The organism is Nocardia sp. bgisy134, from assembly GCF_965341865.1.
Lineage (GTDB): Bacteria > Actinomycetota > Actinomycetes > Mycobacteriales > Mycobacteriaceae > Nocardia.
In genome coordinates this window covers 29,990-42,122 of sequence record NZ_CBDQZP010000010.1, presented here as the reverse complement: position 1 = coordinate 42,122, position 12,133 = coordinate 29,990, and the positions used below count along the sequence as shown (strand labels likewise).

Sequence of the window (12,133 nt, the reverse complement as noted above, 5' to 3'; positions counted from 1 at the left end):
CGGACAGGGTGCGGGGCTCGCTTCGTTCGATCAGGCGGAGAAAGCCCCCATGACGGGCTGCCACTCCACCGCGCGCACCGCCTCGATGAGACCTTCCCTGGCGAAGGGATCCTGCGCGAGCAGGTCCTTCAGTGCCGCCGTGTCCTCGGCACGGAAGATCAGCAACGCGCCCGACCCGTCCGGGTACGGTCCGCTCGACAGCAGCGTGCCCGCGTCGACCAGCCCGGACAACCAGCCGCGGAGCTCGGGCCGGTGGGTGTCGCGACCGGGAACGGTGGCCTCGGAGTAGGTGTAGTGGACGGCGAAGATCGGCACGGTGTATCGCTTTCTGGTCGGCGCTTCAGAGGGTCAGCAGCATGCGGGTGTTGCCGAGTGTGTTCGGCTTCACATAACTCAGATCGAGGAACTCGGCGACGCCGGTGTCGTAGGACCGGCACATCTCGGCGTACACCTCGGCCGTGACCGGGGTGCCGTCGATCTCCACGAAGCCGTGCCCGCTGAAGAACTCCACCTCGAAGGTCAGCACGAACAGCCTGCGCAGCTCCAGTTCCCTGGCCACCGCGATGAGCCGCTGCACGATGAGCTTGCCGACGCCGGTGCCCTTGGCGTCGGGGTGCACCGCGACGGTGCGCACCTCGCCGAGATCGGCCCACAGCACGTGCAGCGCGCCGCAGCCGACCACCCGGCCACCGACCTCGGCCACCCAGAACTCCTGCACCGACTCGTACAGGGTGACCAGGTTCTTCTCCAGCAGAATGCGGCCGGCGTAGACATCGATGAGGCGTTTGATCTCGGGGACGTCCGAGGTTCGAGCGCGTCGCACAACCGGTCCGGAGCCGGGCGCGGCAGAGGCCGCGCTGGGATGCGCGTCGCTGGTCGAACCACCTAGTGGTCCCCGAGAGGTCATGGGGTGCACAGTAGTCGGCGCGCTTACCGATAGTCTGAACATGTGCCGCACATCCTGTCGTTCCGCTCACCGCATCGCGCCGGGGTAGCGCAACCGGATGGAGACGTGGCCGTCTTCGGATCGCGCACCCTCGAGGCGAGGGCATGAGCGTGCAGCCCGAAGAGATCGATCGTCGCTGGCCCGACGCGGCCGTGCTGCGTCCCGGAGCGGAACCCTCCGGCGCCGGTTTCGCGGCCGCCCCGGCCGCCACCGCGGTGCCGCTGATGAACATCGCGAACGTGCTGACCATGGCGCGCATCGCCATCGTTCCGCTGTTCGTCGTCGCGCTGTTCGCGGGCGGCGGGCACCAGACCGGATGGCGGATCGCCGCCGCCGCGCTGTTCGCGCTGGCCGCGATCACCGACCGTTTCGACGGGCAGCTGGCCCGCAAGTACGGCTTGGTCACCGATTTCGGCAAACTGGCCGACCCGATCGCCGACAAGGCGCTGATCGGCGCGGCCCTCATCGGACTGTCCGTGCTCGGCGACCTGGCCTGGTGGATCACCCTGGTGATCTGCGGGCGTGAACTGGGCGTCACGGTGCTGCGGCTGCTGGTGATGCGGCGCGGGGTGATCCCCGCGGGGCGCGGCGGCAAGCTGAAGACGCTGGTGCAGTCGCTGGCCATCGGGGTGCTGCTGCTGCCGCTGTCCGGCGGCTTCGAGGTCGCGGGCATGGCGCTGATGTACCTGGCCGTGGTGCTGACGGTCGTCACCGGTCTCGACTACGTCGGGCAGGCCGCGCGGGTGTGGTTCGCGGGCGGCTCCGGCCGGGCTCGCGGGCATGACTGATCCGCTGACCGCGTCCGTTCCCGCCGACGAGCTGGTGCGCGCCCTGGTGGCCGCCCGCCAGACCGTGGCCACGGCCGAATCGCTCACCGCCGGGCTGGTGGCCGCGACCATCGCCGGTGTGCCTGGCGCGAGCGTGGTGCTGCGCGGCGGACTGGTGGTGTACGCCACCGACCTCAAGAGCAGCCTGGCCGGGGTCAGCGCGGACCTGCTCGCCGCCGAGGGACCGGTGGCGGCGAGCACCGCCGAGCAGCTCGCCGTCGGCGCCCGCACCCGCTGCGTCGCCGACTGGGGTATCGGCCTGACCGGTGTCGCCGGCCCCGACAGCCAGGACGGGCACCCGGTCGGCACCGTCTTCCTCGGGCTGTCCAGTCCGTGGCACACCGAGGTGATGCGGTTGCAACTGTCCGGCGACCGGTGGACCATCAGACTCACCGCAACCGAGAACGCGGTGCGGGAGCTGCTTCGGTGCGTTCAGGGCGGCTGAGCGCGGCGCGCGAGGAATCGCTCGACGAGTTCGCCCGCCGGGAACCAATGGGCCGCCCCGGGACGTTGTGCCAGAAAGAACGGTGCGCGCCAGGCGACTGCGCGAAGCTGCGCCCGGTGTTCGGAGCGAAGGAGATCGAGATGACGCTGCTGCGAGAGGCGATCGGGGACAGTCTGCGGCGTGCACGTCTCGCCCAGCACCGGACCCTGCGGGAAGTGTCCACCTCGGCGCGCGTGAGCCTGGGGTATCTCTCGGAGGTCGAGCGGGGCCGCAAGGAGGCGTCGAGCGAGCTGCTCGCCGCGATATGCGCCGCACTGGATGTGCCGTTGTCGCGGGTGTTATGGGATGTGAGCACGATCATGGCGGGCGTCGACGGTGTTCCGGCAGGCGAGGCCGCCCAGCCCGCCGCGGCATCCGCCGACGAGGCCGAGCAGACGGCCGCCGTTGCGGAATCCGCCGAGGTCGCCCCGGCACAGGAGCCCGCCATGGCTCCGGCGTCCGCGTCCATGTCGGCTGCCCGTCCGCACATCGCCGAGGACACCCGAATCGTCATTCGGGCGCCGAAGGCCGACATGCTCGTCCTGGTGAAGAGCAACTGACAACAGAACACCGGACGCCCAGCCGCGGGCAACGCTGCGGGCCGACGCCGAAAACGGATAGATTCTGTAGTAGGCGTCGGTTGGGCCGGGATGCCCCGGTCCAGGTGCCGCATGGTGGAGGATAGGCACAAGCGGGTGCGCGAGGGTCGTGTACCCGGGCCGCGTCAAGCGGTACATCAGATGGAGGCGGGATCAATCGATGGCTAATCCGTTCGTCAAGGCCTGGAAATACATGATGGCCCTCTTCGATTCCAAGATCGAGGAGCACGCGGATCCGAAGGTGCAGATTCAGCAGGCTATCGAGGAAGCTCAGCGCCAGCACCAGGCTCTGTCGCAGCAGGCCGCTTCGGTCATCGGCAACCAGCGTCAGCTGGAGATGAAGCTGAACCGCCAGCTCGACGAGGTCGAGAAGCTCAACGCCAACGCGCGCCAGGCCGTTCTGCTCGCCGACCAGGCCACCGCCGCGGGCGACACCGAGAAGGCGATCCAGTACACCAACGCCGCCGAGGCGTTCGCCGCCCAGCTGGTCACCGCCGAGCAGTCCGTCGAGGACCTGAAGGTGCTGCACGACCAGTCGCTGCAGGCCGCCGCGCAGGCCAAGAAGGCGGTCGAGCAGAACGCGATGCTGTTGCAGCAGAAGGTCGCCGAGCGCACCAAGCTGCTCAGCCAGCTGGAGCAGGCCAAGATGCAGGAGCAGGTCTCCGCGTCGCTGCAGCAGATGGACTCGACGCTGTCGGCGCCGGGCACCACCCCAAGCCTCGACGCGGTGCGCGAGAAGATCGAGCGCCGCTACGCCAACGCGCTCGGCGCCGCGGAGCTCGCGCAGAACTCGGTGCAGGGCCGCATGCTCGAGGTGCAGCAGGCCAGCATCCAGATGGCGGGCCACAGCAAGCTCGAGCAGATCCGCGCCTCGATGCGCGGCGAGGCGCTGCCCGCGGGCGGCGGCCAGTCCGCCATCAATCCCGCTCAGACGCAGGCGAATCCGGCGCAGCCGCAGATGAACAAGGGCCAGGCCGCCCAGCAGTAGCGGCTCGATGCAGGCAAGGACCGGTGCGGTGAAGGACGCGGGCACGCGCGAGACCGTGCAACGCCGAGGGGTGTCCTCGTCACGCCCCGCGGCCGCGACGCGCGCACAGCGCCGTCCCGCCCGGGTCCCGACTGCGATCCGGCTCGAACGGTGTGAGGAAAGCGCATGAGCGAACGGAGTGAGCGAATCGTGTGCCAGTGCGCTTCGCGCATGCCGGAGCCGAGCGTCAGCGAGGTGCAGGCATGAGCGAACGGAGTGAGCGAATCGTGTGCCAGCGCGCTTCGCGCATGCCGGAGCCGAGCGTCAGCGAGGTGCAGGCATGAGCGATCGACTGCCGGACACGCTGCGCGACATGAGCGAACACGCGCTGGTCTCGGTGCGCCGCTGGGCCGACCCGCGCGAGCGGGAACTCCGTAAGCGTCGCCGCGCCCGGCGGCGCAGCTATCAGCTCGGCACCGTCTCCGGGCTGACCACCGCGGGCGCGGTCGGTCTGGTCGTCGTCTCGGCGCCCGCCTGGGCGGTGGTCGTGCTCGGCGGCGGCGCGATCGCGTTCGTCACCGGGACCGCGCTCAGCGCGCGGCGCTATCTGCGGCTGCGTCGATCCCCGTTGCCGCAGGCCGCTTTCCTGCCGCGCAAACAGCCGCCCGCGCGCTCGGCCGCCCGCGCCCCGATCGCCCGCCTGGTACAGGCCGAACGGGCGATGCACGGGCTCGCCGCGCAGATCGCCGCCTCGCGCCGGCTGCCCGACGAGGAATTCACCGAAATGGTCGAGACGGCCGCCTCCGGAGCCGCCGCGCTGCACGCTCTCGCCGCCGACATCGTTCAGATGGAGAGCGCCGCCGCCGTGGTCGGCCGGACCAATCCGGAGGCCACTGCCTCTCTCACCGGCGACGTGCGATTCGCGTTGACCAGGCTGGAATCCGGTATCGCCGAATACGAGCTGGTCGTCGCGGCCGCGAGCCGCGTCCTCGCGGTGCCCGAAACCACTGTCGTGGCACATCGATTCGACGGCATCGTCGCGGAATTGCGGCACGCGGCGGATCGCCTGGACGGCTGGGCGCAGGCGCTGACCGAGGTCGCAGACCGTCCCGCCATCGCGGTCTCCCCGCCACCGCCCGGTCTGCCGCGGTAACCTCCGGGCGCACCCCCCGAACCGATCGGGGTGAACCCTGATTTGCACCCGGATATCGCTGCTGACCTGGTGATTTATCGCCCCGGGGCTGTCAGCATGGAGGTATCGGATCGCCGGACGGCGGTTCGGGAGAGACCTCCGGGAGGCTGGAAATGCTGTGGAAGATCATCGGTGTCGTCGCGGTCGTCTGGATCGCGCTCGCCATCATCGGTGCGCTGATCAAGGGGCTGTTCCCGATTCTGGTGATCAGCGCGGTGGTGTTCGGCCTGTACCTGCTGTACAAGGCGGTGTCGGGCTCGGACAACTCGACGGTCAGCAAGCTGTAGTGCGAAAAGCCAACGGGCCGTGCGTCATCCGGGAGGATGGCGCACGGCCCGTTGCCGGTTCTGGGGTCAGAGCTGCCCGCTGTTGTCGATCACGACCTTGCGGCCGGGAGTGCCGGAGGGCGAGCCGACCTGCTCGATCGCGTGCACCACGTCCAGGCCCTCGACCACGGAGCCGAACACCACGTGCTTACCGTCCAGCCACGGGGTGTCCTTCATGGTGATGAAGAACTGCGAGCCGTTGGTGCCCGGCCCGCGGTTGGCCATGCTGACCGTGCCGGGAGTGGCGTGGGTCAGCTGGAAGTTCTCGTCGGCGAACGTCGGGCCGTAGATGCTCTTGCCGCCGGTGCCGTCGCCGTTGGTGAAATCGCCGCCCTGTGCCATGAACCCGGGGATCACGCGGTGGAACGTCGACCCCTTGTAGCCGAAGCCCTGCTCGCCGGTGGCCAGTGCCCGGAAGTTCTCGGCGGTCTCGGGCACCACGTCGGAGCGCAGCTCGATGACGATGCGGCCGGTGGGGATGCCCTCCACGGACACGTCGAAGAACACCCTGGGTAGCGGGTCGGCTTTGGCGGGGGCCGCGGTCAGCGGGCCGGGGCTGAAGAGTGCGATGAGCGCAAGACCGAGGACGGCGGCGGCGCGTGTGAGCTTCGTCATGGCCACACTGTCTACCGCAGCACCGATCGGGCTGGCTACCCGGACCCGGTTCCCGGCCGTTTTCGGGCTCGGCTGCGCGTTTGCGCCCGTGCGGATCTCGGGTGTTTCAATGGGTGCCATGGAGCAGGTTCCCGAGGACTGGCAGCGCGGCTTGGTGATCGTGGCGCACCCCGACGACATCGAATACGGCGCCGCGGCGGCCGTCGCGCGGTGGACGGGACAGGGCAAGGACATTCGCTACGTGCTCGTCACCAGCGGCGAAGCGGGTATCGCCGGAATGCCGCCTGCCGAAGCCGGACCGCTGCGCCAGGCCGAGGAGATCGCCTCGGCGAAGGTGGTCGGCGTCGACCAGGTGGAATTCCTCGGTTATCCGGACGGCCGGGTGCAGGAGAGCCTCGAGCTGCGCCGCGATCTCGCCGCCGCGATCCGCAGGCACCGCCCGGAGATGCTGGTGCTGTTCAACTTCGGCGACACCTGGGCGCCCGGCTACGCCAACAGCGCCGATCACCGCGCCGTCGGCCGGGCGGGGCTGGATGCCGTCTCCGACGCGGGCAACGAATGGATCTTCCCGGAACTGGCCGATCTGCCGCCGTGGTCGCCGCGCTGGGCCGCGGTCGTCGGGCCGGTCGCGACGCACGCCGTCGATGTCACCGCCACCGTCGAGCAGGCGGCCGCCTCCCTGTCCGAACACCGCCGCTACCTGGAGGTGCTCAGCCCCGAGCCGCTCGCCCACCAGGTGAAAGCCATCGTCGACATGGCCACCGGTCCCAAGGAAGGGTTCCCCGCCGAGCGCGCGGTGGGATTCGAGCTGTACTACTTCGGCTGAGCGAATCCGGCTACCGCATCCGTGGTCGCGTACGTCCGGTCCCGGCACGAACCGTCGAAATGGTCTGGACCAGAATGACTTCGGCATCGGTCGGGCGGATGGCGCGCCGATGGCGGCGCGGTGAACCCTCGCCCTGCTCGCCAACTCGGGGCGGGCGCCGTCGGTTCGGAAGGCCAGTGTGGCAGGCTGGGCTGATGCGTGTTGCCGTCGTTGCCGGTCCCGATCCGGGACATGCCTTTCCGGCGTTGGCGCTGTGCGACCGGTTCCTGGCCGCGGGCGACGAGCCGGTGCTGTTCACCGGGCCCCGCTGGTTCGACTCCGCGAAGAACGCGGGCATCCCGGTGCGCAGGCTCAAGGGTCTCGCGCCGCGCGCCGTCGACGACGACGGAGACGCGGGCCGGCGCATCCACGAGCGCGCCGCACACATCTCGACCGAGATCCTGCCCGACCTGAGCGCGATGCTGCCGGAGCTGGTGGTCTCCGACGTGCTCACCGCGGGCGGCGGCATGGCCGCCGAACGGCTCGGCGTGCCGTGGGTCGAGCTCTCGCCGCATCCGCTGTATCTGCCGTCGAAAGGTTTGCCGCCGATCGGCAGTGGGCTCGCGGTGGGGGAGGGCCTGCGCGGCGAGCTGCGCGACCGGATGCTGCGCGCGATGACGTCGCGGGCGATCCGCAACGGCCTGCGCCAGCGGGAGAAGGCCCGCGCGAGCGTGGGACTGCCCGCCGCCGATCCCGGCCCCGCCGCCCGCCTGCTGGCCACCCTGCCCGCACTGGAGGTGCCGCGCCCCGACTGGCCGGACAACGCCCACGTCGTCGGCCCGTTGCTGTGGGAGCCCACGGACGACATCCTCGCGCCGCCGCCGGGCGACGGTCCGCTGGTCATGGTCGCGCCGTCCACCGCGCACACGGGCGTGACGGGCATGGTCGAGACCGTGCTCGAGGCGCTCGACGGCGCCGGTGTCCGGATCGCCGTCTCCATGATCGACACCCCGCCGGCCGGGCTGCCGTCCTGGGCCACCGCGGGACTCGGCCGCCAGGACGAGCTGCTCGGCCACGCGGCCGTCGTGGTCGGCGGCGGCGGCCACGGCTTGCTCGCCAAGTCGCTGCTCGCCGGTGTCCCCGTCGTCACCGTGCCGGGCGGTGGCGACCAGTGGGAACTGGCCAATCGCGCGGCACGCCAAGGCAGTTCGATCGTGGTGCGTCCGCTGACCGTCGAATCCGTGCGCGCCGCGGTGCTCGCCGTGCTCGATCACCCGCGCTACACGGCCGCCGCCGAGGAAGCGGCCATGAGCATCGCGGAGGTCACCGACCCGGTGGAGCTGTGTCATCGGGTGCGCGAGGGCGTGCTCGCCCCTTGAGGCGCCTCTCCGCCTCCGCTGCGCCCACTGGATCCGCGCCGGCGGGGACCGGAGTATCTTGAATACGGTGCGGTTGACTGAGTTCCAGGAGCTGTTGCATACCGAATTCGGCGTGGCGCGCGGTGACGCGCTGCTGACCGACCACGTGATCCCCTCCCTGGGCGGCCGGACCGGCGCCGCCGCCATCGAGGCCGGGATCGATCCACGGGATGTGTGGCGCGCGCTGTGCGCCGACTTCGACATACCGAAGGTGCGGTGGTGACCGCCCCCGACCCGGTGGCCGAGCGGCGGCCGTACCGATTCGACGAGCGACTGCGCATGGTCCCCGTCGACCCGGAAGGACTCGCCGCCCGCGTGGCGCAGGCGCATCCGGACGATTTCGCGAGCTTCCGGCAGACCGGTCTCGAACTGATGCTGCTCGGCCGCCACGACGAGGCGCTCGACCACCTGGATCGGGCACTCGAGCTGGCCCGCGCCCCGCGTCAGCAACTCTCGGTCTGGATCAACCTGGCCGACGTGTACCGGTATCGCGGTGACGCGCCGACCGCCGAAATCCTCTACCGGCGAGCCGTCGAGGACGCCCGCGGCACCGACGCCGAGGCACTGTCGTTCGCCGCCCAGCACTTGGGCAAGGCACTGGCCGAACAAGGCCGCCTCGACGAGGCCCGCGAACTGCTGACCGAGGCGCTGCGACTACGGGTCGCCGAGGGCGACATCGAGCTGATCGAATCGACCCGCACCGCGCTGGACGGCCTCGCGGAGCTGCCGATCCCGCTGCCGCCCGCCGTGCTGGCGGTGGTCGGCGCGAACCCGGAGTTCTCGGACGAGCACGAGGGTCTCAGCGGCGGCGTCGCCCTGGTGAACGGCGCCTACTGGGTCAAGCGGGGCCCGCGCGCGACCGCCGAGCACGATCGCCTGAACTGGTTGCGCGCCAGGGGAATCCAGGTGCCGGAGGTGGCCGCCTTCGCCGAGGACGTCCTCGTGCTCGGCGACGCGGGCGCGCCGAGCCTGGCCGCGCGCGAAGGCTCCGACCGCGCCGCGGCGTCGCCGTCGATCGGCACGGTGATGGGCGAGCTGCTGCGGCGGCTGCACGCGCTGCCCATCGCGGAATGCCCGTTCGACGGCAGGCTCGACACCGCGCTGGCGCTGGCGCGCAGGCACGTGCTCGAAGGGCTGGTCGATCCGGACGATTTCGACGACGACAACGCCCACCTCGATCCCGGACAGGTCCTGGATCGGTTGGTCGCCGAGCGTCCGGAGACCGAGGACCTGGTGGTGGCGCACGGCGATTTCACGCCGCCGAACGTGCTGGAGAACGGCACCCTGCTGGACGTCGGCGGCCTCGGCGTCGCGGATCGCTACCGCGACCTCGCCCTGGCCGAACGCGACCTGCGCGAGGATTTCGGCGACGGCGAGGTGCGCGCCTTCTTCGCCGCCTACGGGCTCGACGCGCCGGACAAGCGGCGGCTGGACTACTACCGGCTGCTCGACGAACTCTTCTGAGCCGGGGTCCTTCGGCGCACGGGTCTCGGACCGCTCAGGTCTTCTTGCTGTAGTGCCTGGCCGCCTTGGTGCGGTTGCCGCAGGTGGCCATGGAATGCCAGCGGCGGGTGCCGTTCTTGGACGTGTCGTAGAAGAACAGCACGCACTGCGGGTGCGCGCACTGGCGAATCCGGTCCGGCGCCTTGGCGATCAGTTGCAGCAGGTTCTCCGCCGCCAGCCAGCCGGGCAGCCAGGCCGGGTCGGTCACGTCGGGCAGGTCGTCCGGGCCGTCGTCGGTGAGGCGGCGCTTGATCCTGCCGTGCTCGAGCACGTCGTTGAGCGCCCCGTGCGCACCGTGCTGGATGGCGTCGTGGATCGCGCTGCGCGCGGTCAGCACCGCGGCCAGTGTCCGCTCGTCGGCGGGTGCTCGATCGGCCAGGTTCGCGGCGGTCAGCCAGACGCGCAGGCCCGCCACGTCGGTGAGCAGATCCTGCGGTCCGTTCTGGATCCACCGCGTGTTCAGCAGGTCGAGCGCCAGCGGTTCGCCGACGTGAGGGCGTGGATCGAGCATGCCTGAGGGTATCGAGCCGTCTCGGGGTGTCATGAGGATCACCACCTTTCTAACCAATCAATTCAAGATCATTGGGTTGACGTCATCGGATCGCGCCGACTACGTTCTAACTGCTGAAACGGTTGACAGTGGTTGTGGATTCCAGGGGAACCGCCGAAGCCCGCCGGAACTGTCTCCGCTCGAAAGGATGAACCCATGCGACCTCCACTTCCGCCGTTCGACCGCGCCTCCGCCGAGGCCAAAGTGCGTGCCGCCGAGCACGCCTGGAACACCCGTGACCCCGAACGCGTCGCGGCCGCCTACACCGAGGATTCCGTGTGGCGTAACCGCGACGAGTTCTTCACCGGGCGTGCGGCCATCGTCGACTTCCTGACCAGGAAGTGGGCCAAGGAGAACGGGTACGCGCTGCGCAAGGACCTGTGGGCGTTCGACGGCAACCGCATCGCCGTGCGGTTCCAGTACGAATGGCACGACGAATCCGGCCGGTGGTGGCGCAGCTACGGCAACGAACAGTGGGAGTTCGCGCCGGACGGGCGAATGTCGCGGCGCGAGGCCAGCATCAACGACGTCCCCATCGCCGAATCGGAACGCCGCATCTTCGGTCCGCGCGGCCCGGAGGAGGACGACGCGGTACTGCCGCAGCGCTAGCGCGAATCGCGGGCGGCCGGTGCTCGCCGGCGGATAGCGCGGAAATTGCCGGTCGCGGAAGAAGCGGCGCGTGTCGCGGGGCGCGTCGCTTGACTCGAACACTTGTTCGTCTAGTCTTGTCGTCAGAACTTGTCGGTGCCGCCCTCTACTGTGGGCGCCAACCACAGATCGAGAGACTCACCCGTCGAAAAGGGGACCAAGGACATGGCACCACAGGCGTACGACCGCGACAAGGCGCTCGAGCTCGCCCTCGCCCAGGTGGAGAAGAGCTTCGGCAAGGGCGCGGTGATGCGGCTCGGCGAGGAGGCGCGTCAGCCCATCTCGGTGATTCCGACCGGATCCATCGCGCTGGACGTCGCCCTCGGCATCGGCGGTCTGCCGCGGGGCCGCGTCGTCGAGATCTACGGCCCGGAGTCCTCGGGTAAGACCACCGTCGCGCTGCACGCGGTAGCCAACGCGCAGGCGGCGGGTGGCGTCGCCGCGTTCATCGACGCCGAGCACGCCCTCGACCCGGACTACGCTCGCAAGCTCGGCGTCGACACCGACGCGCTGCTCGTCTCCCAGCCCGACACCGGTGAGCAGGCGCTGGAGATCGCCGACATGCTGGTGCGCTCCGGCGCCATCGACATCATCGTCATCGACTCCGTCGCCGCGCTGGTGCCGCGCGCCGAGATCGAGGGCGAGATGGGCGACAGCCACGTCGGTCTGCAGGCTCGCCTGATGAGCCAGGCGCTGCGCAAGATGACCAGCGCGCTGAACAATTCCGGCACCACCGCCATCTTCATCAACCAGCTGCGCGAGAAGATCGGCGTCATGTTCGGCTCCCCCGAGACCACCACCGGTGGTAAGGCGCTGAAGTTCTACGCCTCGGTGCGCCTGGATGTGCGCCGCATCGAGACCCTCAAGGACGGCAGCGACGCGGTCGGCAACCGCACCCGGGTGAAGGTCGTCAAGAACAAGGTCTCGCCGCCGTTCAAGCAGGCCGAGTTCGACATCCTGTACGGGCACGGTATCTCCAAGGAGGGCTCGCTCATCGACATGGGTGTCGAGCACGGCTTCATCCGCAAGTCGGGCTCCTGGTACACCTACGAGGGCGACCAGCTGGGCCAGGGCAAGGAGAACGCCCGCAAGTTCCTGCTGGAGAACACCGACGTGCGCGACGAGATCGAGAAGAAGATCAAGGAGAAGCTCGGTATCGGCGCCGACGTCACCGCGGATGCCGCGGGCGAGGTGCCCGCCGATTTCTGAGTCCACCTCCGGTCGGCCGGGCGAAGGCATGAGCGCGTCGATTC

16 protein-coding genes are annotated in these 12,133 nt (G+C 69.9%); 12 read left to right on the top strand and 4 right to left on the bottom strand.

The annotated features are described in order from the left end of the window. Positions 1 to 30 precede the first annotated feature (30 nt). Together ACRWNM_RS18715 and ACRWNM_RS18710 are read right to left on the bottom strand one after the other, a co-directional pair. Positions 31 to 315, bottom strand: a complete 285-nt coding sequence (locus ACRWNM_RS18715; RefSeq protein ID WP_431969185.1) for a YciI family protein — start codon at positions 313 to 315, stop codon at positions 31 to 33. Between the two features lie 25 nt (positions 316 to 340). Next, on the bottom strand, positions 341 to 907 hold the full coding sequence (locus ACRWNM_RS18710; RefSeq protein WP_431969183.1) for an amino-acid N-acetyltransferase: 567 nt from the start codon (positions 905 to 907) through the stop codon (positions 341 to 343). Between the two features lie 143 nt (positions 908 to 1,050). On the opposite strand from ACRWNM_RS18710, the gene pgsA reads away from it, so the two are divergent. The 6 genes from pgsA to ACRWNM_RS18680 all read left to right on the top strand — a co-directional run bounded on the left by pgsA (position 1,051) and on the right by ACRWNM_RS18680 (position 5,302). Continuing rightward, on the top strand, positions 1,051 to 1,734 hold the full coding sequence (gene pgsA, locus ACRWNM_RS18705) for a CDP-diacylglycerol--glycerol-3-phosphate 3-phosphatidyltransferase (RefSeq protein ID WP_431969181.1): 684 nt from the start codon (positions 1,051 to 1,053) through the stop codon (positions 1,732 to 1,734). Further along, complete coding sequence (locus ACRWNM_RS18700; RefSeq protein WP_431969179.1) at positions 1,727 to 2,218, top strand: CinA family protein; 492 nt, start codon at positions 1,727 to 1,729, stop codon at positions 2,216 to 2,218. The genes pgsA and ACRWNM_RS18700 overlap by 8 nt, the downstream gene beginning before the upstream one ends. Before the next feature lie 140 nt (positions 2,219 to 2,358). Next, positions 2,359 to 2,817, top strand: coding sequence for a helix-turn-helix domain-containing protein (locus ACRWNM_RS18695; protein ID WP_431969177.1), 459 nt, complete (start codon positions 2,359 to 2,361; stop codon positions 2,815 to 2,817). A 199-nt stretch (positions 2,818 to 3,016) separates the two neighbouring features. Next, positions 3,017 to 3,844 (top strand): PspA/IM30 family protein, encoded by an 828-nt coding sequence (locus tag ACRWNM_RS18690; RefSeq protein WP_431969175.1) that lies wholly within the window; start codon positions 3,017 to 3,019, stop codon positions 3,842 to 3,844. A gap of 319 nt (positions 3,845 to 4,163) precedes the next feature. Further along, positions 4,164 to 4,976, top strand: coding sequence for a phage shock envelope stress response protein PspM (pspM, locus tag ACRWNM_RS18685; protein ID WP_431969173.1), 813 nt, complete (start codon positions 4,164 to 4,166; stop codon positions 4,974 to 4,976). Positions 4,977 to 5,128: 152 nt separating this feature from the next. Beyond that, positions 5,129 to 5,302 (top strand): hypothetical protein, encoded by a 174-nt coding sequence (locus tag ACRWNM_RS18680; protein WP_169810825.1) that lies wholly within the window; start codon positions 5,129 to 5,131, stop codon positions 5,300 to 5,302. A 66-nt stretch (positions 5,303 to 5,368) separates the two neighbouring features. Here the strand turns inward: ACRWNM_RS18680 and ACRWNM_RS18675 are convergent, their stop codons facing one another. After that, entirely contained in the window at positions 5,369 to 5,956 is a 588-nt protein-coding gene (locus ACRWNM_RS18675) for a peptidylprolyl isomerase (RefSeq protein WP_431969171.1), read from the bottom strand. A 118-nt stretch (positions 5,957 to 6,074) separates the two neighbouring features. On the opposite strand from ACRWNM_RS18675, the gene ACRWNM_RS18670 reads away from it, so the two are divergent. The 4 genes from ACRWNM_RS18670 (at position 6,075) to ACRWNM_RS18655 (ending at position 9,643) form a co-directional block, all read left to right on the top strand. Continuing rightward, positions 6,075 to 6,782, top strand: coding sequence for a PIG-L deacetylase family protein (locus ACRWNM_RS18670; RefSeq protein WP_431969169.1), 708 nt, complete (start codon positions 6,075 to 6,077; stop codon positions 6,780 to 6,782). Between the two features lie 194 nt (positions 6,783 to 6,976). Further along, positions 6,977 to 8,140, top strand: coding sequence for a glycosyltransferase (locus tag ACRWNM_RS18665; protein ID WP_431969167.1), 1,164 nt, complete (start codon positions 6,977 to 6,979; stop codon positions 8,138 to 8,140). Between the two features lie 67 nt (positions 8,141 to 8,207). Continuing rightward, on the top strand, positions 8,208 to 8,402 hold the full coding sequence (locus ACRWNM_RS18660) for a DUF3046 domain-containing protein (RefSeq protein ID WP_431969165.1): 195 nt from the start codon (positions 8,208 to 8,210) through the stop codon (positions 8,400 to 8,402). Continuing rightward, positions 8,399 to 9,643 carry a phosphotransferase gene (locus tag ACRWNM_RS18655; protein WP_431969163.1) on the top strand — a complete coding sequence of 415 codons (1,245 nt, stop codon included), beginning with the start codon at positions 8,399 to 8,401 and terminating at the stop codon, positions 9,641 to 9,643. Before ACRWNM_RS18660 ends, ACRWNM_RS18655 begins: the two co-directional genes overlap by 4 nt. A 34-nt stretch (positions 9,644 to 9,677) precedes the next feature. On the opposite strand, the gene ACRWNM_RS18650 is transcribed toward ACRWNM_RS18655, so the two are convergent. Continuing rightward, positions 9,678 to 10,193, bottom strand: a complete 516-nt coding sequence (locus ACRWNM_RS18650; RefSeq protein ID WP_431969161.1) for a CGNR zinc finger domain-containing protein — start codon at positions 10,191 to 10,193, stop codon at positions 9,678 to 9,680. A 195-nt stretch (positions 10,194 to 10,388) separates the two neighbouring features. On the opposite strand from ACRWNM_RS18650, the gene ACRWNM_RS18645 reads away from it, so the two are divergent. Continuing rightward, positions 10,389 to 10,841, top strand: coding sequence for a nuclear transport factor 2 family protein (locus ACRWNM_RS18645; protein WP_431969159.1), 453 nt, complete (start codon positions 10,389 to 10,391; stop codon positions 10,839 to 10,841). A 204-nt stretch (positions 10,842 to 11,045) separates the two neighbouring features. Beyond that, a complete protein-coding gene (gene recA / locus ACRWNM_RS18640) occupies positions 11,046 to 12,089 on the top strand; it encodes a recombinase RecA (protein ID WP_067841747.1) in 1,044 nt (347 codons plus the stop codon). Positions 12,090 to 12,133: the final 44 nt, after the last annotated feature.